This window comes from Kribbella italica, assembly GCF_014205135.1.
Classification (GTDB): domain Bacteria; phylum Actinomycetota; class Actinomycetes; order Propionibacteriales; family Kribbellaceae; genus Kribbella; species Kribbella italica.
The window spans coordinates 7,122,434-7,146,493 of sequence record NZ_JACHMY010000001.1 but is presented as its reverse complement, the minus strand read 5'-3'; the positions used below and the strand labels follow the sequence as shown (position 1 = coordinate 7,146,493).

Below are 24,060 nucleotides of genomic sequence, written 5' to 3'. Positions count from 1 at the left end.
TGTAAACTTGTCAACATGCCCACCCTCACGAAGCGGCTCGACCCCACCCAGGTCGTCGACAGCGCACTGGAGCTCGCCGACACCGAGGGCCTGGACGCGGTCACCCTCCGGCGGCTCGCGCAGCTGCACGAGGTGACGCCGATGGCGCTCTACCGGCACTTCAGCGACAAGAACGACCTGCTCAACGCGCTCGGCGACCGGCTGCTCGCCAGCATCGAGCTGCCGGAGCGGTCGGACCGGCCGTGGGACCAGCGGCTGCACCAGATGCTGACCGCGTTCGTCGACGCGCTGCGGCCGCACCCGCGCGTGGCCGGGCTGACCCTGGGCCGGATCCTGATCGCCGAGCCCGGCCTGGAGATGGCCGAGCGGACGATGGAGCTGCTGGTCGAGGGCGGCTTCGACACCGACTACGCCGCCGAGGTCGGCCGCCAGTCGATCTGCTCGCTGATCACGCTGGTCACCACCGAGCCCGGCTCCGGCGAGGACCCCGAGCCGGTCGCCCGCGAGCAGGCCTTGCGGGTCAAGCGCGCCGCGCTCGGCGCTCTGGACCCCAAGCGCTACCCGCTCATCACCAGCGCTGCCGACACCCTGATCTGCCCGACCTCCACCGACCAGTACTACGCCCTCGGCGTCGACCTGGTCGTCGCCGGCATCCGAGGCGTCCGCGGCGCATGACCGTCAGCGTCCTGACCTACCTCGAGCAGACCAGCCCGTACGACGTCCGCCCGGCCAAGAACGACACCGCCGAGGTCCGCCGGGTCGAAGAGGTCTCCCCCGAGTTCGCCCGCTACTTCTACAGCTCGGTCGGCGGCGACTGGCACTGGACCACCAAGCTCGAGTGGGACTGGGCCCGCTGGATCCAGCACCTGACCCGGCCGGCCTTCGAGACCTGGGTCGCGCACACCGGCGGCGTACCGGCCGGCTACATCGCCCTGAAGGGCGAGGGCACCGAGGTCGAGGTGGAGAACTACAAGGCCCGCGGCATGCGGCCCTACAAGACAGAGCAGGAGGAGCGCCCGGACGCCGACGGCCCGCCGCCTGGTCCGTGGCCCGGGGCTAATCGGTCAGCTGCTCTTTGAGGTCGCCCAACTGGTCGGCGAAGCCGGCTGCCTCGATCTGCTCGACCACGGCAGCGGCCGGGCCGCCGGTGCGGATCAGTAGTTCGGTCAGGTAGAGCAGGACCGGCAGGCGCTCCTCGTCCGTGGCGTCGGGGTGCCGACGGAGGGCTGCTTCGAGAACGCGGATCCCCGCCGCCTCGTCGCCGCGCGAGTCGGCCTGGCGGGCGGCGTTCAGCAGGGCCCGCTCGAACCGGTCGCCGGTCTCGGCCTCCTCGGCGACCGCGCTGATCCGCAGCCAGTTGCCGGCCGGGTCGATGACGGAGAAGCCCGCCCCCGCGCCCTGCTTGCGGCGCGGCCGGGTGATCCGCGGCAGCCCGGCGATCGGCAGCTTCCCGTACGCCGTACGCAGGCCGGCCGCGAACTCGTCGTACAGGGCCTGGGTGTCGGGGACCGCGACGATCACGCTGAACAGGGAGTTCTCCACGTCGTACGCGGGCAGGCCGAAGAACTGCAGGTCGAAGCCGTCGTCGCGGGTCACGCCGAGGCACGGGTACGGACGGTCCTGGCGGTAGGTCAGCCGGAAGCCGAGCGCTTCGTAGAACGGCACCACGTCGTCGAGCTCGCGACAGGGCAGCAGCGGAATCGTCCGGGCGCTCATGGCGCACATCGTACCGTACACCGTACGACTCAGCGGGTTCCCGGCCGGTCGGGCGACACGAAGTGAGCCGAGGGCTACGCTCCGAAGGGTCGTCAGACCATCACACGGGAGGTTCCTTATGGCGGGCAAGTTCGAGCTGTACGAGGACAAGTCGGGCGAGTTCCGGTTCCGGCTCAAGGCCGGCAACGGCGAGGTGATCGCGACCAGCAGCGAGAGCTACAAGACCAAGGCCTCGGCGCTGAACGGGATCGAGTCGATCAAGAAGAACGCCGGCGACGCGAAGGTCGACGACCAGACCTCCTGATCCAGGCGGCGGCAGGGGCTCGTCGAGTCCCTGCCGCCGGTCCGTCGCTACCGCGCCTGCTCGAAGACCACCTCGCGGACCTCGACCCCGAGGCCCTCGATGCCGGCGTCCGGGATCATCGCGGCCAGTTCCTCGACCCGCGCGCGCGACGCGCACTCCAGCAGGTAGTAGCCGGCCAGGAACTCCTTCGCCTCCACGAACGGCCCGTCCGTCACCGCCGGGACGCCGTCGCGCACCTTGACCACCGAGGACTTGGCCGGCTCGGCCAGCGCGACCGTGCTGTGGAACTCGCCGGACTCCTGGACCGTGGCCAGGAACTTCCCGTGCCCGCTGAAGACCGCCTGCTGCTCGGCCTCGGTCAGGGCGCTCAGCACGTCGGGGTTGATGTTCAGCACTACCAGGTACTTCACGAGTGTCTCCTCCGGTTTCGGCTCCCGGAGTGGGAACCGCTCGTCATCAGTACGGAGCCGCCTCGCCCTTCTTGACATGCTACGAACTCTGGCGGCCACCCGAGTGGTTGTGGCACGGTGAAGTCTCGGAAAGCCGGTTTGCTGGGGGAGCCGCGAACGGCTTTGGGGGATTTCTGATGCGTCGCGCCGTCTTGTCCTGTCTCGTGCTCGCCGCCGCGCTGCTGGTTCCGGCCAGTCCGGCGCAGGCCGCCACGATCACCGTCACCACCACCGCCGACGTCGTCAACGGCGCCGACGGACTCACCTCACTCCGGGAGGCGGTCAGTACGGCGAACGCGGCCGCGACTCCCACGACGATCACGCTCGCCGCCTCCGCGTCGTACGGGCTGAACCTGTGCGGCGACAACGACACGAACGCCTCCGGCGACCTGGACAGTACGTCGGCGCAGCCGCTCACCATCGACGGCAACGCCTCGACGATCGACCAGAACTGCGCCGGCGAGCGCGTGCTCGACGCCATCGACTCGGACGGCTCGATCGCCTTGCAGGAGGTCACTTTGACCGGTGGGGACGACGTCGACGGCGCCGCGCTGCGGCACAACGGCGACGCCTCGCTCACCGACTCCACGGCGACCGGCAACAACGCCGGTACGGGCAGGGTCCTCGCCAGCTCGCTCGGTGGCGCAGTGCTCGACCTGACCGACTCCAGCATCCACGACAACACCGGTACGGGTGTGGCGCTGTCGTTGGGCACGGTGCACCTCACCGATACGACGGTCGCGAACAACACCGGTCGCGGGGTCGGCCTGACCGACGGAGCCCTCACGGTGACCGCCTCGACGATCAGCGACAACGGCGGTGACGGCGTACGGACTACTGGGCAGGGCTCTGGTCTGTTCACTCTTACTAATACGACTGTCGACAACAACGGCGGCACCGGAGTCATCTGCTCGGCCTGCGGCGACCTCACTGTCACCGGCTCGACCATCACCAACAACCACCCGGCCGGGACGAGTCAGGGCGGCGGCGTGCAGGTGCTGTTCGACCAGGACGCGCCGGCGGACCAGCCGGTCGTCACGGTGACCGAGTCGACGATCTCCGGCAACTCGCGGACCGGTGCGGGCGGCGGTATCAGTACCGGCATCATCGAGAACAGCGGTGGTCCTCCCCCGGCGCAGATCCACGTCGTCCGCTCGACCATCAGCGGCAACACGGCGTCGGGCGTCGCGGACAGCCAGGGTGGCGGCATCTCCGCGCTCACCGGCGAGGTCCGGGTCGACAACTCGACCGTGACGGGCAACAGCGCGGACGCCGCGGGTGGTGGCATCTACACGCTCGCCCACGACGTCCACCTGCGCCACGCGACGGTCTCCGGCAACACCGCGGGCGGAGTGGGCGACAACGTGGCGACCAGCGCCGGGCTGCAGACCTTCGGCTCGATCCTGGCCGGCGGTGGCGGCACGAGCGACTGCGGCATCGAGCTGGCGACTACTTCTACTGGCTACAACCTGGACGGCGACGGCAGTTGCTCGCTGGCAGGCACCGGCGACCAGAGCAACGTCGGCAGCCCACAGCTGGGCGCACTGGCCGGCAACGGCGGACCCACGCAGACCATGCTGCCGCTGGCTGCTTCGTTGGCGAACGGACTGGTCCCCGCGGCCGCGTGCACTGTACTTACTACGGACCAGCGCGGCACCGCCCGGCCACAGGGCACCAACTGCGAAGCCGGAGCCGTCGAGGTCACCGAAGCGCCCTCTGCTCCCAGCTGCACCCACACCGGCACGAACGGCAGCGACCTGCTGATCGGCACCCCGGGCAACGACGTCCTGTGCGGTCTGAAGGGCGACGACCTGCTGCTCGGCGGTGGCGGCAAGGACATCCTGTACGGCGGCAAGGGCAAGGACCTCCTGATCGGTGGCCCCGGCAAGGACGTGCTCGACGGCGGGCCGGGCAAGGACTTCTGCCTGGGGATCGGAGACACGCTGATCTCCTGCTAGACAAGGTAGTTTCAGCCCATGCTGACCTTCGACGACGTACAAGCAGCCGCCGACCGGATCGCGGGAGCGGCACACCGTACGCCGGTGCTGACGTCCCGCACGCTGAACGAACGGGTCGGCGCGGAGGTGTTCCTCAAGGCCGAGAACTTCCAGCGGATCGGGGCGTTCAAGTTCCGGGGCGCGTTCAACGCGGTGAGCCGGCTGACCGAGGAGGAACGGGCCCGCGGCGTCGCGGCGTTCTCGTCGGGCAACCACGCCCAGGCGGTCGCGCTGGCGGCTCGGCTGGCCGGGACGCGGGCGGTGATCCTGATGCCGGCCGACGCGCCGCCGACGAAGGTCGCCGCGACGCGCGGGTACGGCGCGGAGGTGATCCACTTCGACCGCTACACCGAGGACCGGGCGGCCCTGGCGGCGAAGCTGTCGGAGGATCGCGGGCTGACGCTGATTCCGCCGTACGACCACTACGACGTGATGGCCGGGCAGGGCACGGTCGCACTCGAGCTGATCGAGGAGGTCGGTCCGCTCGGCGCGCTGCTCGTCCCGGTCGGGGGTGGTGGGCTGATGGCCGGCTGCGCGACCGCGGCGACCGTCCTGTCCCCCGGCATCCGGATGATCGGCGTCGAGCCGGCCGCGGGCGACGACCACGCCCGGTCGCTGGCAGCCGGGCACCGGATCGAGATCGCGGTGCCGCGGACGATCGCCGACGGCCAGGCGGTCTCGATGCCGGGCGAGCTGACGTTCGTGGTGAACCAGCGGCTGGTGGAGGAGTTCGCGCTGGTCTCCGACGACGAGATCCGGGCCGCGATGGCGTTCGCGTTCGAGCGGCTGAAGGTGGTCCTGGAGCCGAGCGGCGCGAGTGCGCTGGCGGCGTTGCTGGCCGGCCGGGTGGAGGGCCTCCCGGAGCGGGTCGGAGTGGTGCTTTCAGGCGGGAACGTGGGCCTGGAGAGGTTCCTGGAGCTGCTCGGCGAAGGGCAGGCTGGGTACTGACTGTGCCCGTTGTCACACAGCGCGACCTTGGACTGTGACCCAGGTCACCAAAACCGGCTGCGCGGACGCCTGAACGACGCTCAGACACGCTCAGGACACCTGATGTTCAACACCAGTCGCTGACCCGTCAGAGAGCCACTCAGGGCCTTTTGAGAGGGTCCCTGTGGATTTGAGGGTTTGCGCCGTGATCGTTCTGTTATACAGTCGTCGGCGGTTCGACAAATTAGACGAACTGCAGGTGTGTCAACGCCGAGCTCTGCCAGGCGCACCTGTTCCCCTCGAACAACCATGGCAGAGGTGGGGGACCCAGGATGTTGGGTCCCGGCCGTGAGTGGCCGGGTCCCTGGGGTGAAGTCCGCGGGAGCGGACCGGGCGATCGACTTCCAGCCCGAACCCGACAGCTAACTCCGCAGGCGTCGGGAGACAACCATGCCCGTCACTGCCCGACGGACAGCGCTTCTGCGCGCCGTCACCACGAGCGAATCCAGTACCCGGCCGACCGGACGGACGCTGGCCAAGCACCGCAAGACCAGCAAGCCCTCGGCTCCCCGGGCCGCGGCAGCCGTCCTCTCGGTCGGCCTGGCCGTCTCCGGTGGAGCGGCGCTCAGCGTCGTCGCACCGGCCGACACCGCCCACGCGGGAACCTCGAAGACCTCCTCGGCCGCCTGGGCCCGGGGCAACAAGGCGATCAGCACCAAGCCGCTGCTGCGCTACGGCGACGCCGGTTCGGCCGTTCGTTACGTCCAGCGCTCCCTCGACGTCCCGGCCGGCGGCTGGTACGGCTCGGCCACCCGCACCGCGGTGGCGAACTTCCAGCGCCGCGTGGGCCTGCCCCGCAGCGGCTCGATGACCGTGAACACCTGGCGCTCGCTGTTCTACGCGGCCAGCCACGGTCTGCTGCACGGCGGCTCCGGCAAGGCGACGACGTTCCAGGCCAAGGTGCTGAAGGAAGCCGCGAAGCTCAAGGGCACGCCGTACCGCTACGGCGGCACGACGACCAGGGGCTTCGACTGCTCGGGCTACACCGGCTACGTCTACAAGAAGGCCGGCAAGAAGCTGCCCCGCACCTCGCGCCAGCAGTACAGCGCCACCAAGCACATCAGCCGTAAGGCGGCCAAGCCGGGCGACCTGGTGTTCTTCAAGAGCGGTGGCGGCGGCGTTTACCACGTCGGCATCTACGCCGGCGCGAACACGCTGTGGCACGCCTCGAAGCCGGGCAAGCCGGTCGCGAAGGCGAAGATCTGGAGCTCGAACGTGGCCTTCGGCCGCAAGTGAGGCTCCGGACCGGGTCCTGACCCGGTCCAGACCGTCAGCGAGACCGGATCCCCCCTCCGGTCGCTGACCTGAAACCGGCCGTGCGTCGCCGCCCCACCCCTCCGGCGGCGCACGGCCGGTTTCCTTTTGTTGATACCGCCTTTATTCGTCCAGGAGCCCGGCGTCGTGGGCCAGGATCGCGACCTGGACCCGGTTGGTGGCGTTCAGCTTCACCAGCACCCGCGAGACGTGCGCCTTCACGGTCGCCTCGCTCATGAACAGCGTCTTGCCGATGTCGGCGTTCGACAGCCCCTTGGCGACCGTCGCGAGCACCTCGCGCTCCCGGTCGGTGAGCGCGGTCAACCGCGCCCGCGCGTCCCGCTGCCGGTCCGTCCGCGGGTCCGCCGCGAAGTGCCCGATCAGCCGCCGTGTCACCGCCGGCGACAGCATCGCCTCGCCGGCCGCGACCACCCGGACCGCCTGTACCAACTCCCGCGGCGGCGTGTCCTTCAGCAGGAACCCGCTCGCCCCCGCCTGTAGCGCGCGGAACACGTAGTCGTCCAGGTCGAACGTCGTCAGGACGACGACCTTCGGCGGATCCGGCAGCGCCTGGATCTCCCGCGTCGCGGCCAGCCCGTCCAGCCGGGGCATCCGGATGTCCATCAGGACGACGTCCGGCCGGTGCTCGCGGACCATCGCGGCCGCGTCGGCACCGTCCTCGGCCTCGGCGACCACCTCGAGGTCCTCGTCGGACTCCAGGATCATCTTCAGCCCGGCCCGGACCAGCGCCTCGTCGTCCACGATCAGCAGCCGTGTCATGACTCTCCTTCTCTGCCGTCCGACCACGGCAGCCAGGCTTCGACCCGCCAGCCGCCGTCCGGCGTGGGTCCGGCGGTCAGCTGACCACCGGACAGAGTGACTCGCTCGCGCAGCCCGACCAGCCCGGCGCCCGAGCCCGGGAGCAGTGAACCAGCCGCGACCGGTCGCACGTTCGTCACCCGGACGGTGACGCCGTCGCCTTCCGCACCGCGGACCACGACCTCGGTGGTCGCGCCGCGCGCGTGCTTGTGGACGTTCGTCAGCGACTCCTGGACGAGCCGGTAGACGGTCCGCCCGACCAGCGGCGGCACGCCGTCCGGCAGGTCCAGCGCGCTGCGGACGTCCACGCCGGCCGCTCGCGAGTCGCCGACCAGCCGGGCCAGGTCGGACGCCTTCGGCACCGGCGCCAGGTCGGCGCCGTCCTCGCTCACGTCCGCCTTGAGCACACCGAGCACCTCGCGCAGGTCCTCCATCGCCTGGCGCGCGGTCTGCCGGATCAGCCCGGCGGAGCTCTCCACCTTCTCCGGGCCGACCGCGGGGTTCACCTCGAGGCCACCGGCGTGCAGCGCGATCAGCGACACCTTGTGGGCGAGTACGTCGTGCATCTCCTGGGCGATCCGGGCCCGCTCACCCAGCTTGGCCTGCTCGGCGCGCAGCTCCCGCTCGGCCTCGGCCCGCTCCGCCCGGTCCCGCAGCGACACCATCAGGTCGCGCCGCGCTCCGACGTACGCGCCGACGGCGACCCAGCTGCCGACCAGGAAGGGCCCGGTGAACAGCAGCACGTACGGGTCGCCGCCGTCCTGCCAGGTGCTCGCGACGTACGCCGCGTAGCCCGCAAGACTCAGTACGGCGAGCCAGACGTCCCGGCGACGAATCGCCAGCGTCAGCAGCGCCAGCCCCATCGGGACGAAGATCTGCCCGCCGGCCATCGCCAGGATGCCGATCACGGTCACGGTGATCGGGTACCTGCGCCGCCACCAGAGCACGAGCGAGGCGATCACCCCGATCGCCAGCACCACCCAGCTCTTGGTGATCCAGCCCCTCGACCCGCTCGTGCTCGCCGCCTGGGCCACGATCGTCAGCAGGCTGAACCCGATGTACAACAGGTCGCGGAAGCGCGGGGCGTGCCGGACGAACCAGTCGTACCACCGGCGCACCCGGCGGTACGGCCGGCGGAGCCAGCTGAACCGCTCGGGCGCCCGTTGCACTCCGTCAGCCTAGGGTGTGTCGCCCAATCCCCCGCCGTAGCGAGCAGGTGCCCGGTGCGGTAGCTCGGTGCGCGGGAGACGAGCGCTGCGATGCGAAGCATCGTGAGCTTGGCTCCCGTGCAGCGAGATGCCGTGCCGGGTGCCGCGCAGTAGGCGGGGGATTGGGCGACACACCCTAGCGCTGGGTCATACCTTTCGTCCCCCTCACGGGGGTCCTGGAGTAGCGGTGGTGGCGACTTTCGTAGGGGGCCGGTCGAGACGGTCGGTCGATGTGGCGCGGGGGTCCGGCGGGCGAGAGTAGTGGACATGATCACCGTCGAGAACCTGAGCAAGCGGTACGGCAGCACCACGGCTGTCAGCGATGTCTCCTTCACCGTCCAGCCCGGCAGCATCACCGGCTTCCTCGGGCCCAACGGTGCGGGCAAGTCGACCACGCTGCGGATGCTGACCGGGCTGACCCCGGCGAGCTCCGGCACCGCCACCATCAACGGCAAGCGGTACGCCGACCTGCCGAACCCGGGCCGGGTCGTGGGCGTCATGCTCGACGCCGCGGCGCAGCACCCGGGCCGCACCGGCCGGGAGACGCTGGCGCTCAACGCGAGCGTGCTCGGCGTACCGAAGGCCCGCGCGGACGAGATGCTCGAGGCCGTCGGCCTCACCAGCGCCGCGAAGCGCCGGGTCGGGCAGTACTCGCTCGGCATGCGGCAGCGGCTCGGCATCGCCAACGCGCTGCTCGGTGACCCGGCGGCCCTGATCCTGGACGAGCCGGCCAACGGCATGGACCCCGAAGGCATCCGCTGGATGCGCGGCCTGCTGCAGGACTTCGCCGCCCGGGGCGGCACCGTGATCCTGTCCAGCCACCTGCTGGGCGAAGTACAGGCGACCGTCGACCGGCTGGTCGTGATCGGTGGCGGCCGGATCGTCGCCGACGGCTCGCTGGGTGAGCTCCTGGCCGGCAGCGGCACGCTGGTCCGCGGCCTGGACCCGATCGGCCTGAACCAGGCCCTGACCGCGGCCGGGCTGAACCTGGAGCCGCTGCAGGACGGCTCGCTGCGCGTCGACGCCACCGCCGAGCAGGTCGGCCGTGCGGCCGCCGCCGCGGGCCAGATCCTGCTCGAGCTGCGCGAGAGCGACAGCGCCGGCCTGGAGGAGCTGTTCTTCCAGCTGACCACCCCGACCGCCGTCGCGGCCTGACCACTTCTTCCACCAGGAGCTTTCTGACATGACTGTCACCGAAATGACCACTCCGGCACCCGCCACGACCACCGGTAAGCACCGGGCCGACGCCGTGTCGACCAGCCTGCCGCCCGCGCGCGGCCAGTCCTTCGCCAAGCTCGTCGGCATCGAGCTGCGCAAGTCCGTGAACACCCGCAGCGGCCGGGTCCTGATCCTGGCCATCCTGGCCATCGCGATGGCCGCCCTGGTCTGGGAGCTCACCCACCTGGGTGACGGGCCGGCCCGGTTCGACGGGTTCCTCGGCGCCGCCTCGACCGGCGTACTGCTGATCCTGCCCGTCATCGGTGTGATGGCGATGACGAGCGAGTGGACCCAGCGGACCGCGCTGACCACGTTCACGCTGTCGCCGCGCCGGGTCCGGGTCCAGCTGGCCAAGTTCGCCTCCGCGGTGGTGCTGAGCGCCGTCGTACTGACCGCTACCGCTGTCCTGGCGCTGGCCGCGACCGCGCTCGGTGGAGCCGTCGGCGGCGACGGTACGACGTACGCCGGGATGGGTGGAGCGCTCGCCGGTGCCTACCTGAGCACCGCGCTGAACGTCCTGATGGGCGCCGCCTTCGGTGCCGTCATCGCCCAGACCGCGGCCGCCGTGCTGGTCTTCTTCGTGGCGCCGACCGCCTGGTCGCTGGCCGGGCCGGCGCTGTTCAAGGACAACGCGGACTGGCTGGACGTGTTCGGCGCCTTCGGCCGGATCGCGGAGCGTGACCTGCAGGGCATGGTGCCCGAGACGCTCACCGCGGTCGCGGTCTGGGTCGTCCTGCCGACCATCGCCGGACTGTGGGCAAGCTCACGTCGCGAGGTGAAGTAGACAGCGCTTCCGAGCGCAAAAGACGCGGTGGGCCTGACCGGTTTGAGGGGACCGGGCAGGCCCATCGGACTGTCATCGGAGGACTTGGGGCGTCCGACCAGGGGGCGGTGCGTGTGTCGATCCCCGGCTCCGGGTAACCTAGAACCACGATTACTGACGACTGATCCGTGGGCGCCACGCTGCGTACCCGGTTGACTTGTGCGAGGGGGTCGACGCTATGGGGCGCGGCCGTGCAAAGGCCAAGCAGACGAAGGTCGCTCGCGACCTGAAGTACCGCACCTGGGACACCGACCTGGACCAGCTCAAACGAGAGCTGGCCGGCGGGGACGAGGGTGGCGGTACCCGTTCTGCAAACGGTGACGCCGACACAGACGCCGGCGATGACGCCGACGACTACCACCCCCGTCGGTAAAGCAACAGCAGCTTCAGTGACTGGTCCAAGCGCCTAGGCGCCTGGACCAGTCGGCTGTGCTCGATCGACGGAGTTCGTCACACCGGTACCGCAGGTCATGTCAGCCTGCCGTTTTGCCGTCGCCGGTGTGGCTCGCGATGCCTGTCTGCTCAGGTGGCGCTCACCCGCGGTGAACGCCACCTGAGCAGAAGTACGCCTGGACCGTGCGGCGCTTCGCCGTCCCCAGGCGCGGATCAGCTCGCGTAGTCGCCCTGCAGCTCGACGCCGGTGCTGCCGGTGCTGACCTCGCCGCAGACCCAGGCGGGGATCTCCCGCTCGGCCAGGACGGCGATCGCGCGGTCCGCCGCGGCCGGGTCCAGGACCGCGACCATGCCGACGCCCATGTTCAGCGTCTTCTCCAGCTCCAGCCGCGGTACGTCGCCGAGCTGCCCGACCAGGCCGAAGACCGGCGCCGGCGTCCAGCTCGACCGGTCGATCCGGACCGCGAGCTCGTCCGGGATCACCCGGGCCACGTTCGCCGCGAAACCGCCGCCGGTGATGTGCGACATCGCGTGCAGCGGGCGGTCGCCGTCGGCGTTCAGTGCCCGGATCAGCTCGAGGCAGTGCTTGGCGTAGACCCGGGTCGGGGTGATCAGCGTGTCGCCGAGGGTGCCGCCGAGCTCGGGGACCTCGCGGTCGAGCTGCCAGCCGGCGCGGTCGAAGAAGACGTGCCGGACCAGGGAGTACCCGTTCGAGTGCAGGCCGGACGAGGCCATCGCGACGACGACGTCGCCGGCCTTGACCCGCTCGGCGCCGAGCAGTTCGTCGGCCTCGACCACACCGGTGGAGGCGCCGGCGACGTCGTACTCGTCGGGCTCGAGCAGGCCCGGGTGCTCGGCGGTCTCACCGCCGACCAGCGCCGTACCGGCCTCGACGCACGCCTCGGCGATGCCCTTGACGATCTGCGCGATCGTCTCCGGGACCACCTTGCCGGTGCAGATGTAGTCGGTCATGAACAGCGGCTCGGCGCCGCAGACCACCAGGTCGTCGACGACCATGCCGACCAGGTCGAACCCGATCGTGTCGTGCCGGTCCATCTTCTGCGCGATCGCGACCTTGGTCCCGACGCCGTCGGTCGACGTCGCCAGCAGCGGCCGCCGGTACGCCGTCAGCGCGGTCGCGTCGAACAGCCCGGCGAACCCGCCGAGGCCTCCGACCACCTCGGGACGGGTCGCCTTGGACACCCACTCCTTCATCAGCTCGACGGCCCGGTCCCCGGCCTCGATGTCGACTCCGGCGGCGGCGTAGCTCGCGCCCTGGCTCACGGTGTTCTCCTTCGTCGGCGGGACGGCGTCCCGGAAGTACGTCGTACGGCGAACCTGCCGGCCGTCGCTCGGCCTCTGGTGGGCATCCGCAGGTCGCCACGACCGAGGCGCTGCCGGGCTCGATCACGGCCACCGGCCGACCACTCCCTGGTGAGGGACTGGTCGACTCGGGCCGGCGCGATCATCGGGGTGACTACGGGCGGGAGAGCGCGTCCGCGGCGCCGGCGCCACCGGCGACCGAGGCCAGGCCGTCGACGTCGGTGACCGGAAGCTCCAGCAGGTGCTTGCCGATCCGCTCCGGGTCCGGCAGCTCGACCGGGTAGACCCCGTCGAAGCAGGCCCGGCAGAGCTTGTCCTTCGGCAGCGTGGTCGCCTCGACCAGCGTGTCCAGGTCGATGTACCCGAGCGAGTCGGCGCCGAGCGAGCGGCAGATCTCCTCGGTGTTCAGGCCGTTGGCGATCAGTTCGGCCCGGCTGGCGAAGTCGATGCCGTAGAAGCACGGCCACTTCACCGGCGGCGCGGTGATCCGGACGTGGATCTCCTGCGCACCGGCCTCGCGCAGCATCTTGATCACCGCGCGCTGGGTGTTGCCGCGGACGATGGTGTCGTCGACCACGACCAGCCGCTTGCCCTCGATCACCTCGCGCAGCGGGTTCAGCTTGAGCCGGATGCCGAGCTGCCGGATGGTCTGGCTGGGCTGGATGAAGGTCCGGCCGACGTACGCGTTCTTGACCAGGCCGGCGCCGTACGGGATGCCGGACTCCTCGGCGTACCCGATCGCGCCCGGTACGCCGGACTCCGGCGTCGCGATCACCAGGTCGGCGTCGGCCGGGTGCTCGCGGGCCAGCCGGCGGCCGATCTCGACGCGGGTCGAGTGGATCCGCTGGCCGGAGATCTGGGTGTCCGGGCGGGCCAGGTAGACGAACTCGAACAGGCAGCCCTTGAGGTCCGGCTCCGCGAACTTGGTGGAGCGCAGACCGTCCTCGTCGATCGCGACGATCTCGCCCGCCTCGACCTCGCGGACGAAGCTGGCGCCGACGATGTCCAGCGCGGCAGTCTCGCTCGCCACGACCCAGCCCCGCTCGAGCCGGCCGAGCACCAGCGGGCGGATGCCCTGCGGGTCGCGCGCGGCGTACAGGGTGGACTCGTCCATGAAGACCAGGCTGAACGCGCCCTTGACCTTCGGCAGCACGCGGGCCGCGGCCTGCTCGAGCGTCAGGTCCGGGTACGCCGCGAGCATCGAGGTGAGGATGTCGGTGTCGGAGGACGCGCCGTGCTTGGCGTTCGCCTTCGCGTGCTCGACCTCGAGGTCGAGCCCGAGATCCAGGGAGTCGCTGCCGTCCAGCGTGGCCGCGAGGTCACCGGTGTTGGTCAGGTTGCCGTTGTGCGCGAGCGCCACCGACCCGGTCGCGGTGGACCGGAACGTCGGCTGCGCGTTCGCCCAGACGCTGGAACCGGTCGTCGAGTACCGGCAGTGCCCGACGGCGATGTGCCCCCGCAGCGACGCCAGGGTCGCCTCGTCGAAGACCTGGCTGACCAGGCCCATGTCCTTGTAGACCAGGATCTGACTCCCGTTGCCGACCGCGATCCCGGCCGACTCCTGCCCTCGGTGCTGCAGAGCGTAGAGCCCGAAATAGGTGAGTTTGGCGACCTCTTCCCCAGGAGCCCAGACTCCGAAGACGCCACAGGCGTCCTGCGGACCCAGATCCTGCGGGTCGAGATCATGAGTGAGCCGACCATCGCCACGAGCCACGGCAGCAGTCTACGGGACGGTTTTCACCAGCAGACCAAGCAGTAGCCGGTCGGGTCATCACTGACCGGCGGTTCCTCTCGAGCTGCCGCGGATCCGGCGGTCAGCCCCAGCAGCAGCATCGCTGAAACCGACACCGCCAGAAACCTCTTGATCACAGTGTGTCCCCTCCGAAATAATCCAAACCCATCTACTGAGCGCGCTAAATCGACGCACCCTGTATATGGTCGGTTCCAAACGAGTGTTGGAAGGGTTGTGGAAAGTGCTGGAACCGCTGGGTCTGGACGAGGCGACCTCGGCGGTCTACCACGCCCTCCTCCGCGCCCCAGACAGTACGCCGGAGCAGATTGCCGCGCTAGTGAATAGGTCATTGACCGAGGTTCACCAGCTAATGGACGAGCTGCGCAAACTCGACCTCCTGGTTCCGACCTGGACCAACCCCGACGTCGAGCACGCCGTGCACCCCCGGGTCGGCCTGGCCGGCCTGGTCGAGCGCCGCCGCAGCGAGCTCAACCGGATGCTCGGCGAACTGGCCGAGGCCTCGGCGACCGCCGAGGTGATGGCCGAGCAGTACAACGAGCTGCTCACCTCGCGCACCAGCGGCGACGTCGAGTTCCTCAAGGGCCGCGCGAACGCGTCCCGCCGCATCGAGGAACTGGGCGCGAAGGCCAAGGACTGTTTCTGGGGCCTGATCCCTGCTCACGTCGACGACATCGTCGCCCCGCCGGAGGAGTCGCCCGACCTGCCGCTGCTCGATCGCGGGATCAAGATGCGCAGCGTCTACCTGCAGAGCATGACGATCTCCAAGCCCGGCCTCGAGTACGCCGCGTACATGCACAAGCGCGGCAACGAGGTCCGGGCCACCCCGACCCTGCCGCTGCGCCTCCTGATCATCGACCAGGAGATCGCGATCATGCCCCTGAACCCCGCCGTGGAGAGCGCCGGCGCGGTCATCCACCGCAGCCCCGCCGTCCTCGCGGTGGCCCTCGCCCTCTTCGACTCCTACTGGTCGCGCGCCACCGACCTCTTCGCCCCCGAGGACCGCGACAACGAGTCTCCCCTGACGCCCCACGAGGCCGAGGTCCTCCGCCTCCTCGCCGGAGGCGCCAAGGACGAGCAGGTTGCACGCCTCCTGGGCATCTCCCTCCGCACCGCCCGCCGTATCACCGCAAACCTCTCGGACCGCCTGGACGCAACGTCCCGCTTCGAGCTGGGAGTAGCCGCCGCCAAGCGCGGCTGGGTCTAGCCGACGGATGTACGAGTCGCTGGGCGTCACCGAACTCACGCTGCGCATCTATCGTCATCTGCTCGACCAACCAGACGCTGAGAGCGCAGCGCTGGCTGCCGCGGCAGCCTGCGCGCCGGACGAGGTCGCTCCCGCGCTCAGCAAGCTCCGTGAACTCAAGCTCCTGATCCCTCGCTGGACCGGAGGCGGCGCGGAGTACGCAGTTCATCCGAACGTCGGCTTCAAACTGCTCGCGCGGCAACGCCGGCAGCAACTCGACGCGTTCACCGAGGAATTTCGGCGGGACGAGGCCGAGGCCGAATTGCTGGTGCAGCGGTACACCGACTTTCAGCGCCACAAGCACGCTCAAGACATTGAGATCGTCGAGGGCCGGGAAAAGACCCACGAGCGAATGGAGCAGTTCCAACTCCAAAGATCCATCTGGGGATTCAACCCCACCACGAAGGATGACGGTTTTGGTGCGCCGGAGGATTCCCCGGACCGCCCGTGGCTCGAACGGGGAATCAAATACCGGATCATCTATCTGGCTACGGCGTGGAAAGTGCCGAGATTTGCCGAGAACTGGCGCTGGATGCACAGCTACGGTGCAGAGAGCAGAGTGGTGCCGAGCCTGCCGATGCGGATGATGATCATGGACGGCGCGGCCGTGGTGATGGCACTCGACCCCGACGATCACTCTCGGGGGATCGTGGTACACCACAGCCGGAGTGCCGTGCTGCTGGCCACCGAGCTGTTCGAGAGCTACTGGGCACGGGGCGAACTGCCGCCGCAACTGCGCGATGACGCGGCGTCTTCGGGGGAGATCAGCGCTCAGGAATCCGCGTTCCTCGCGTTGCTGGTGCAGGGGGCAACCGACGAGCAGGCCGGGCGGAAGCTCGGCGTATCTCTGCGGACCGTGCGGCGGATGGCGGCGAAGCTCGGGGAGCAGGTGGGGGCTTCGGGGCGGTTCGAGCTGGGGGTTCGGGCGGCTCAGCGGGGATGGGTGCGGTAACCCGTGGAATTGACCGTCGGGTATTTGTGGACTGGACCGGTTCAGGTGCACCAGCCGTGGCGGGGTGTTGTCAATGGGTTGTGGTCGCGGCAGAAAAGTGCGGGCGGGGTGAGCCATTCCACACCGTAGGGGAAACGGGGCGGCGCGGTCGGGAGTGGGATCGCCAGGGCGAGTGCAAGGGTCGCGACGAGTGCCGGCAGCGGGGCGGACCGGAGGGTGGTCATGGTCGGCGGCTCCTTTCGGGCATGACTAAGCGCACGGCAATAGCCGCGAGCGTTCGTGCGGGGGTTTTGCGCAGCTAATCGAGCCGGCGGAGTGGGCGCTCCGAGCGCCTCCCCAAGAGGCTATTTCCGCCCGGGAGGACCAGCAAGACTCCCGCCCGGCCGCATGGTGCATTGGCACCACGCGGCCTCCCGCCGCGGACACGGACCTGGTCGGCCGCACAGGGCGCGGGCACGGACCTGGTCGGCCACGCAGGGCGCGGGTTCCAAGGGCGCGGTGAGGCCGCGTCAGGGCGGCGGGACCTGCAGGAGTGGGTGGGCAGCGCGTACGTGCTCGGGTACGGCGGTTTCGTGCTGCTCCGTGGTGGTCGGAGGGTCCTGGGCTGCCCGGTGGTCCGCTGACGGCGCCTGCGCGTCGACGCGGGCTGCGGCGTACGCGGCTTACAGCGGGAGGATGCGGCCGGTGCGGGCTGGGAGGGTTACCTCGGCGGCTTCGAAGAGGGGGGTGCCCTGGTGGGAGATGACCAGGGACTGGTCGATGGGGCTGACGTTGAGGGCGTGGAGTAGGCGGGTGCCGGTGGGGGTGGTGGTTGAGGTGAGGACGATGCCGGGGGTGGTGGCGTTGTGGGTGTGGCGGGGGGTCGCGCCGAGGCGGGCGAGGAGGGTGGTCCAGAAGGGGAGGTGGGCGGGGTAGTCGCAGGTGAGGATCAGCGCGTGGCCGTCTCCGGCATGGACTTCTACCCCCACCGGGGACTTGGAGGAGACGTCCGCGGCGAAGACCTCGTGGGTGACCCGGGCGGCGGGCGAGTGCGGCGGGGTGGCCGGGGGCGCGCTGGTCGCGGGCTGAGCGGGCTGGGTGAGGGTGAGGGGTTGGAGGACGCCCACGCGGACTTCGGCGGTCGCAGTGGTCCAGGGGGCCGCCTGGACTGACGGGAAGTAGTGGGGACTGCCGTTGACCAAGTCACCGGGAGCCAGGGACAGTGCGTCGGCGAGGACCGTGCAAGGCGTGCCCTCGGGGGTTTGGGTGGGGAGGGCGCCGACCAGGAGGAGGCGGCCGCCGGCGTGGACGTGGTCGGCGAGGCGTTGTTGGACTTCTGCGGAGAGCCACGGGGTGGAGGCCAGGCAGAGGACCTGGGAAATGGTGAAGTCCGACTGGAGGTTCACCGCGGGGAACGAGAAGCCGGCGAGCAGGAGGGAGCGGGCGAGGACGTCGCGCGGGCCCATGCCGCGGAAGCGTTCCAGGTTGGCGACCTGGTCGCGGCGTACGTCGTCGCCGGGGTGGCAGTACTCGGTCAGGTAGTGGTCGGGGACGAAACCCAGGACGACATCGTCGAACTCTTCGTCACTGTCGGCCAGGACGTCACCAAAAGACCGGACATCGGCGAGCGTCGAGGCGAGGACCGGGTACGACGGGTTGAACTGCCCCTCAGGATCGACCGGTGCGGTGAAGCCGTGGCGTTCGCCGGTGAAGGCGATCCGGTCGTTACCGTCGCCGACGGGGACGTCGAGCGGAGGGTTGTGCCCGCCGGCGAACAGGTAGTAGTTCAGCAGACGGTTGCCCTGGGCAACACAGAGCCGGGTCTTCAACGCCAGTGCCGACGGCGGCACCTGACGGCTCAGGTCCTCGCCGTAGTCCCCGAGCCCGGCCTCGAACTCCAGTGACGTCAGCGGCTGGTCGGCGGAGTGCACCGCGGCCATGAACGCGTTCATCACATAGAGATCCGCGACGTTCTCGACCGTGAGATCGCCGAGGTAGTGGTCGGATCCCGACGTCATCGCCGGCTGACCCGAGTACGACGGGAACAGCTGGCTGATCCCGATCGGATAGGTGCGACCGCGCCCCTCCCCGGTCCCGTGCAGGTTGATCAGGAACGGCACGCCACTCACGCCATGCGACTCGGCCTCACGCCGCAGAAACGCGAAGTACCGCGCATACCGATCCCGCTGAAACACCGACAACTCGTGGTGCAGCGCAAGCGACCCAGCACCAGGCGACCGCACCCCGGCCCGCCACCCATCGACGTCGTCCACATTCAACCCAAAAGCCGAAGCGCCATGCCGAGACCGCACCCAGGCGCCGAAGTCGTCCACCGCCGCGTCCCCGAGGTCAGGCGTGTTCGTCACCCACGACAACATCCCCACCTCGTTGTCCAGCTGCACCGCCACCACCGGACCACCCGCAGGCGCCAAACGCGAAGCCAGCAAGGGCATCACCTCGCCGTACCACCGCTTCACCGATGCCAGGTACGCCGGCGCCAGGTAGTCCACGTCCCGCGTAGGCGCCGGCGTCGAGTCCCACCCCACCGACCCCACCCCCGGCTCGTACACGCTGAACGGCAGCCCCTCGTTCTTCAACTCCGCCATCACAAACGGCCCAGGCCGGGCGATCACGGACAGCCCACGCGAAGCGGCCAACTCCAGAAACCCGGCAAGATCCCGGTACGGCGAAGTCCGCCCGACCAGATCCACAGACCCGTCCGGCAGCTCGTGCACCAGCCACGGCATGTACGTCGCCACGGCGTCGCAGCCCGCCGCCACCAGAAGATCCAGCCGCGACGCCCAGTCCGCGCGATCGAGCCGGAAGTAGTGCACCTCCCCCGACAGCATCAGGGACGGCTTCCCGTCGATCATCAAGCGGCGCCTGCTCAGCTGGACTGTCCTCATCGTGACCTCTCCGCCGGACCGCCACGACGCGGACAGCGCGACGCGCCACCTCTTGCCGCCGGTCCGATTCCTCACCTATGGTCGCTGAAACCGGTTACTGCAACGTTACGGCGGGAGGTCGCAGATGGGCAACCAGCGGCTGACGGTGCGCGAGATCGCCGAGCTGGCGGGTGTCTCGATCGCCACGGTGTCCCGCGTTTCGCGAGGGATCGGCCAGGTCAGCCCGGAAACCCGCGCCCGCGTCGAAAGGGTGATCGAGGAGCACGGCTACCGCCCGAGCCAGCTCGGCCGAGCGCTGGCCGAGCGCAAGCACGGCGCGGTCGCGATGGTCTTCCCCGGCCTGTCCGGCCCGTACTTCTCCGAGCTCATCCAGGGCTTCGAGTACGAGGCGATGGAGGCCGGCGCCAGCGTTCACATCGTCGGTACGCATCATCGTGCGGCCGCCGACGACGACGTACTGGCGATCTCCGGCCGGGTCGACGGCATCGCGGTGCACGGCGGCACGATCCAGGAGCGGACCCTCCGCAGGCTCGCCGCCGAAGTGCCGGTCGTCGTCCTGGCCGGCAGGCCGCTCGACGGCATCCCCGCCGTACGGGCCGACAACAGCAGGGTGGCGGAGCTGACCAGGCATCTGCTGCTCGACCACGGTTACCGGCGACTCGCGTTCGTCGGCAATCCCCACGGCTCTCCCGACGTCACCGAACGCTGGGAAGCCTTCCTGCAGGCGCATCGCGAGGCGAAGGTCACGCCGCCGAAGGAACCCCTCCAGGTCGGGATGCAGCAGTCCGACGGCGTGATCGCGGCCGGTGAACTGCTGACCGGCCGCCGCCATCCCGGCGCGATCGTGTGCGCCAACGACGAGACCGCGCTCGGCGTCCTGATCGGCGCACTCGGCCGCGGTCTCAAGGTCCCCGAGGACGTCGCGATCACCGGGTTCGACGACGTCGCGATGTCCTCGCTGGTCCGGCCCGGGCTGACCACCATCCGGCAGCCCGTCCGTGAGCTCGGAGCCGTCACCGCACGCCTGCTGATCGCCGGCGTCGGCGGTCCGGGCGCGGTGATGGACACCGTCCTCACCACCGAACTCGTGCTGCGCGGCAGCTGCGGCTGCCCGTAACCCCTCCGCCCAGGAGGCCGCCCAGAACGACAGGAGCAGGCTGATGAAACGCCCCACCTTCCTCCGTACGGCGGTAGTCGCCGTCGCGACCACGCTCGCCCTGGTCGGCTGCACCGGCACCAGCGGCACCAACGGCAGCGGAGGAGGTGGAACGGCGGCCAACGGCCTGATCGACTATCTCGACTACGGCGACTTCGGCGGCGGCACCGCGCCGCAGGCCAACTTCAACCCGTACCTCGAGGCGACCAGGCTCGGCGGCGTCGACTACGTCTTCGAGAAGCTGATGGTCTACGACAAGTTCTCCTGTACGGCGAAGCCGTGGCTGGCCACGGGGTTCAAGTGGAACGACCCCAAGACGCTCACCTTCACCCTGCGCGACGGCGTGAAGTGGAACGACGGAAAGCCCTTCAGCAGCAAAGATGTCGCCTTCACCTTCGACCTGCTGAAGAAGAACGACGCCCTCGACACCCAGGGCATCTGGCGCTACCTGGCCGCGGTCGAGACGCCCGACGCCAAGACCGTGACGATCAAGTTCAAGGATCCGGGCGCGTCCACGTTCACGCTGCTGACCGAGATCTACGTCGTCCCCGAGCACGTCTGGTCGCAGCAGTCCGACCCGGTCAAGTTCGTCAACGCGCAGAACCCGGTCGGCACCGGCCCGATGAAGATCAAGTCGTTCAACCCCCAGCAGCTCACGATCGAGCGGAACCCGGACTACTGGCAGGCCGACAAGGTCAAGGTGCAGGAGATCCGCTTCCACAAGGCCGACGCCGGTGGCGCGGTCGAGCAGCTGAAGCTGAGCCGCGGCGAGTACGACACCAACGCGATGTTCGTGCCGGACATCAAGAAGGCGTTCGTCGACCGCAACCCGGACACCAACCACTACTGGTACCCGCCGGGCGGCTCGATCTCGGCGTACATGAACCTGACCAAGGCGCCGTTCGACGACCTGGCCTTCCGCAAGGCGATGACGACGGCCTTCGACCGGGACCAGATCATCACCAAGGCCCAGCTGGGCTACGTGAAGGCGGCCAGCCAGACCGGCCTGGTCGTGCCCGGCCAGGAGAAGTGGTTACCCCAGGGCCTCGCCGACGAGGGCCGGCTCGGCTTCGACGCCGCCAAGACCGACAGCGCGCTGACCGCGGCCGGCTACCCGAAGGATGCCCAGGGCAAGCGACTCGGCAAGGACGGCAAGCAGGTCAAGTTCACCTTCAAGGTGCCCGGCAGCTACACCGACTGGGTCTCGGCCGCGCAGATCATCGTGCAGAACCTGAAAGCGCTCGGCTTCGACGTCGCGCTGGAGACGCCCAACCCGCCGACGTACGAGAGCGACCGCGCGGTCGGCCGGTACGACATGCTGTTCGGCGTCCACGGCGGTTCCTGCAACATGTTCCGCAACTTCTCCGAGCCGCTGGGCAGCGACCAGTCCGCGCCGATCGGCAAGAAGGCCGCGAGCAACTTCGTCCGCTGGAACGACCCGGCGACCGACCAGCTGCTGGACGAGCTCAGACTGGCCACGGACGAGGCCAAGCAGAAGGAGGCCGTCGCCGGGCTCGCGAAGATCATGACCGACCAGGTCCCGATGATCCCGCTCTGGTACGGCGCCAAGTGGTTCCAGTACCAGACCGACAAGGCCGTCGGCTGGCCGGACGAGCAGAACCCGTACGCCGCTCCTGGTGACAACGTACTGGTACTGACGAACCTCAAGCCCGCCGGAAGCTGACATGCGCTACTTCCTGCGCAGGGCCGGCTTCTTCCTGGCCACCCTCTGGGCCGCGATCACGCTCAACTTCCTGATCCCCCGGCTGCAACCTGGTGACCCGGCCGAGGCGATCGTGTCCCGGCTGGGCGGGCAGAGTCAGGCGATCGACCCGGCCCAGGTCGAGGCGGTCCGCAAGATGCTCGGCAGTCCGGACGGCAACCTGCTCACGCAGTACGGCGACTACCTGGCCGCCATCGTCCGAGGCGACTTCGGCATCTCGTACACGTACTTCCCGTACACGGTGACGCACATGATCGGCCAAGGGCTGCCGTGGACACTGATCCTGGTCGGCGTGACGCAGATCGTGTCGTTCGTCGTCGGCACGCTGCTCGGCGCCTGGGCGGCGTACCGGCGCAACAGCCGGGTCGACTCGGTCATCACGCTCGGCTCGACGTTCGTCGGCACGCTGCCGTTCTTCTGGCTCGCGCTGGTGCTGATCTACGTCTTCGCGATCACGCTCAACTGGTTCCCCAGCGGCGGCGGGTACGGCGGCGGCAGCAACCCGGGCTGGACCTGGCTGTTCTTCTCCGACGCCTTCCAGCACAGCATCCTGCCGGCCGTGTCGCTGCTGATCGTCGGCCCGATCGGCTGGATCATCGGCATGCGCAACAACATGGTCCAGACCCTCGGCGAGGACTACGCCCGGCTGGCCCGTGCCAAAGGCCTGCCGCGGCGGCGGATCGCGCTCACGTACGGCGCCCGGATCGCGGTGCTGCCGAACGTGACCGGCTTCGCGATCGCGCTCGGCGGCATTCTCGGCGGGACCGTGCTGGTCGAGTCGATCTTCAACTATCCCGGCCTCGGCCGGATGATGCTGGAGGCCGTCTCGAACCGCGACTACCCGCTGATGCAGGCGCTGTTCCTGTTCATCACGGTCGGTGTGCTGATCGCGAACTTCCTGGCCGACCTGCTGTACGGCGTACTGGATCCACGCGTGCGACGGGAGGAGGCGGTATGACGCTCCCGGACACCGAGCACGCGGAAGTCGCCGCCGTCGAGGCCTCGCGGTCCTCGCGCGTCCCCGGCTGGTTCGTCATCCTCTGGCGCAACCGCAAGTGCCGGATCGGGCTGATCATGCTGCTCGCCTTCGTCGTGATCGCGGTGCTCGCGCCGCTGATCGCGCCGTACGCACCGCGCGCGAACACCTTCACCCCGTCGACCGGCCCGTCGGGCGGCAACTGGCTCGGCACGACCGCGCAGGGCGAGGACGTGTTCAGCCAGCTCGTGTACGGCGCGCGCACGTCGCTCGTCGTCGGCCTGGCGGCGGGAACGTTGTCGACGGTCATCGGTCTGGCCGTCGGGCTCACCGCCGGCTACCTGCGCGGGACGGTCGACGAGGTGCTCTCGTTCTTCATCAACCTGGCGCTCGTCGTACCGGTGCTGCCGCTGATGATCACGCTCGCCGCCTACGCGCCGGTCAAGGGACTGTGGCTGATCATCTTCGTCATCAGCATCACCGGCTGGGCGTACGGCGCGCGGCTGAAGCGGTCGCAGATCATCACGCTGCGGACCCGCGACTACATCACCGCGGCCAAGTTCGCCGGGGACTCGACCGCGCGGATCATCGTCCGGGAGATCCTGCCGAACATGACGTCGCTGGTCGTCGTCGGGTTCATGGGCGCCTGTCTCGGCGCGATCGGTGGCGAGGCCGGGCTGGCGTTCCTCGGGCTCGGCGACCCGACCACCACGAGCTGGGGCACGATGCTCAACCAGGCCAACACCGGCGGCGCGATGCTGACCGGCCAGTGGGCCTGGCTGGTCGCGCCCGGCCTGGCGTTCGCCGGGCTGATGACCGCCCTGACGCTGATCAACTTCGGGGTCGATGCCCTGAGCAACCCGCATCTGAGGGAGGACTGA

22 protein-coding genes and 1 riboswitch are annotated in these 24,060 nt (G+C 69.6%); of the genes, 15 read left to right on the top strand and 7 right to left on the bottom strand.

All coding sequences use genetic code 11. The features are described 5' to 3' along the window. Positions 1-15: 15 nt before the first annotated feature. Positions 16-675, top strand: coding sequence for a TetR/AcrR family transcriptional regulator (locus HDA39_RS33310; RefSeq protein WP_184802002.1), 660 nt, complete (start codon positions 16-18; stop codon positions 673-675). After that, complete coding sequence (locus HDA39_RS33305; protein ID WP_184802000.1) at positions 672-1,079, top strand: hypothetical protein; 408 nt, start codon at positions 672-674, stop codon at positions 1,077-1,079. Before HDA39_RS33310 ends, HDA39_RS33305 begins: the two co-directional genes overlap by 4 nt. Here HDA39_RS33305 and HDA39_RS33300 read toward each other — a convergent pair. After that, positions 1,057-1,716, bottom strand: a complete 660-nt coding sequence (locus tag HDA39_RS33300; RefSeq protein WP_184801998.1) for a VOC family protein — start codon at positions 1,714-1,716, stop codon at positions 1,057-1,059. The two genes, HDA39_RS33305 and HDA39_RS33300, sit on opposite strands and share 23 nt — an antisense overlap. A gap of 118 nt (positions 1,717-1,834) precedes the next feature. Here HDA39_RS33300 and HDA39_RS33295 point away from each other — a divergent pair, with 118 nt between their 5' ends. Further along, positions 1,835-2,020, top strand: coding sequence for a YegP family protein (locus HDA39_RS33295; RefSeq protein ID WP_184801996.1), 186 nt, complete (start codon positions 1,835-1,837; stop codon positions 2,018-2,020). Positions 2,021-2,067: 47 nt separating this feature from the next. Here HDA39_RS33295 and HDA39_RS33290 read toward each other — a convergent pair whose 3' ends face one another. Beyond that, the gene (locus tag HDA39_RS33290; protein WP_184801995.1) at positions 2,068-2,430 is read right to left on the bottom strand and encodes a YciI family protein; all 363 of its coding nucleotides are present in this window, start codon (positions 2,428-2,430) and stop codon (positions 2,068-2,070) included. A gap of 176 nt (positions 2,431-2,606) precedes the next feature. Here HDA39_RS33290 and HDA39_RS33285 point away from each other — a divergent pair, with 176 nt between their 5' ends. From HDA39_RS33285 to HDA39_RS33275, 3 genes are all read left to right on the top strand, one after another. Then, positions 2,607-4,427: a right-handed parallel beta-helix repeat-containing protein gene (locus tag HDA39_RS33285; RefSeq protein ID WP_184801992.1), complete on the top strand. Its 1,821-nt coding sequence runs from the start codon at positions 2,607-2,609 to the stop codon at positions 4,425-4,427. 18 nt (positions 4,428-4,445) lie between these two features. Next, entirely contained in the window at positions 4,446-5,414 is a 969-nt protein-coding gene (locus tag HDA39_RS33280) for a pyridoxal-phosphate dependent enzyme (RefSeq protein ID WP_184801990.1), read from the top strand. 243 nt (positions 5,415-5,657) lie between these two features. Beyond that, a riboswitch (cyclic di-AMP (ydaO/yuaA leader) is annotated at positions 5,658-5,844 on the top strand. Further along, a complete protein-coding gene (locus tag HDA39_RS33275; protein WP_184801987.1) occupies positions 5,844-6,689 on the top strand; it encodes a C40 family peptidase in 846 nt (281 codons plus the stop codon). Its footprint overlaps the riboswitch before it by 1 nt. Positions 6,690-6,830: 141 nt before the next feature. On the opposite strand, the gene HDA39_RS33270 is transcribed toward HDA39_RS33275, so the two are convergent. Both HDA39_RS33270 and HDA39_RS33265 read right to left on the bottom strand, forming a co-directional pair. Further along, the gene (locus HDA39_RS33270) at positions 6,831-7,487 is read right to left on the bottom strand and encodes a response regulator (RefSeq protein ID WP_184801985.1); all 657 of its coding nucleotides are present in this window, start codon (positions 7,485-7,487) and stop codon (positions 6,831-6,833) included. Further along, positions 7,484-8,695 carry a histidine kinase gene (locus HDA39_RS33265; RefSeq protein ID WP_184801983.1) on the bottom strand — a complete coding sequence of 404 codons (1,212 nt, stop codon included), beginning with the start codon at positions 8,693-8,695 and terminating at the stop codon, positions 7,484-7,486. The genes HDA39_RS33270 and HDA39_RS33265 overlap by 4 nt, the downstream gene beginning before the upstream one ends. 306 nt (positions 8,696-9,001) lie before the next feature. Here HDA39_RS33265 and HDA39_RS33260 point away from each other — a divergent pair, with 306 nt between their 5' ends. The 3 genes from HDA39_RS33260 (at position 9,002) to HDA39_RS33250 (ending at position 11,148) form a co-directional block, all read left to right on the top strand. Further along, positions 9,002-9,889, top strand: coding sequence for an ABC transporter ATP-binding protein (locus HDA39_RS33260; RefSeq protein ID WP_184801981.1), 888 nt, complete (start codon positions 9,002-9,004; stop codon positions 9,887-9,889). Positions 9,890-9,917: 28 nt separating this feature from the next. Beyond that, positions 9,918-10,736: an ABC transporter permease gene (locus HDA39_RS33255; protein WP_184801979.1), complete on the top strand. Its 819-nt coding sequence runs from the start codon at positions 9,918-9,920 to the stop codon at positions 10,734-10,736. A 217-nt stretch (positions 10,737-10,953) separates the two neighbouring features. Beyond that, positions 10,954-11,148: a DUF3073 domain-containing protein gene (locus HDA39_RS33250; RefSeq protein WP_184801977.1), complete on the top strand. Its 195-nt coding sequence runs from the start codon at positions 10,954-10,956 to the stop codon at positions 11,146-11,148. Positions 11,149-11,381: 233 nt separating this feature from the next. On the opposite strand, the gene purM is transcribed toward HDA39_RS33250, so the two are convergent. Together purM and purF are read right to left on the bottom strand one after the other, a co-directional pair. After that, positions 11,382-12,452, bottom strand: coding sequence for a phosphoribosylformylglycinamidine cyclo-ligase (gene purM / locus HDA39_RS33245; RefSeq protein ID WP_184801975.1), 1,071 nt, complete (start codon positions 12,450-12,452; stop codon positions 11,382-11,384). Between the two features lie 193 nt (positions 12,453-12,645). Continuing rightward, the gene (gene purF, locus HDA39_RS33240) at positions 12,646-14,205 is read right to left on the bottom strand and encodes an amidophosphoribosyltransferase (protein ID WP_184801973.1); all 1,560 of its coding nucleotides are present in this window, start codon (positions 14,203-14,205) and stop codon (positions 12,646-12,648) included. Positions 14,206-14,593: 388 nt separating this feature from the next. On the opposite strand from purF, the gene HDA39_RS33235 reads away from it, so the two are divergent. Continuing rightward, positions 14,594-15,448 carry a helix-turn-helix transcriptional regulator gene (locus HDA39_RS33235; protein ID WP_238356205.1) on the top strand — a complete coding sequence of 285 codons (855 nt, stop codon included), beginning with the start codon at positions 14,594-14,596 and terminating at the stop codon, positions 15,446-15,448. 7 nt (positions 15,449-15,455) lie between these two features. Next, positions 15,456-16,439: a response regulator transcription factor gene (locus tag HDA39_RS33230; RefSeq protein ID WP_184801969.1), complete on the top strand. Its 984-nt coding sequence runs from the start codon at positions 15,456-15,458 to the stop codon at positions 16,437-16,439. A gap of 662 nt (positions 16,440-17,101) precedes the next feature. Here HDA39_RS33230 and HDA39_RS33225 read toward each other — a convergent pair. Further along, on the bottom strand, positions 17,102-19,324 hold the full coding sequence (locus HDA39_RS33225) for a beta-galactosidase (RefSeq protein ID WP_184801967.1): 2,223 nt from the start codon (positions 19,322-19,324) through the stop codon (positions 17,102-17,104). A gap of 124 nt (positions 19,325-19,448) precedes the next feature. Here HDA39_RS33225 and HDA39_RS33220 point away from each other — a divergent pair, with 124 nt between their 5' ends. From HDA39_RS33220 to HDA39_RS33205, 4 genes are read left to right on the top strand one after another with little or no spacing between them, the layout of a single operon-like run. Continuing rightward, entirely contained in the window at positions 19,449-20,441 is a 993-nt protein-coding gene (locus HDA39_RS33220) for a substrate-binding domain-containing protein (protein ID WP_184801965.1), read from the top strand. A 43-nt stretch (positions 20,442-20,484) separates the two neighbouring features. After that, entirely contained in the window at positions 20,485-22,164 is a 1,680-nt protein-coding gene (locus HDA39_RS33215; RefSeq protein WP_184801963.1) for an ABC transporter substrate-binding protein, read from the top strand. 1 nt (position 22,165) lies between these two features. Then, on the top strand, positions 22,166-23,161 hold the full coding sequence (locus HDA39_RS33210) for an ABC transporter permease (RefSeq protein ID WP_184801961.1): 996 nt from the start codon (positions 22,166-22,168) through the stop codon (positions 23,159-23,161). Further along, positions 23,158-24,060, top strand: coding sequence for an ABC transporter permease (locus tag HDA39_RS33205; RefSeq protein ID WP_184801959.1), 903 nt, complete (start codon positions 23,158-23,160; stop codon positions 24,058-24,060). The genes HDA39_RS33210 and HDA39_RS33205 overlap by 4 nt, the downstream gene beginning before the upstream one ends.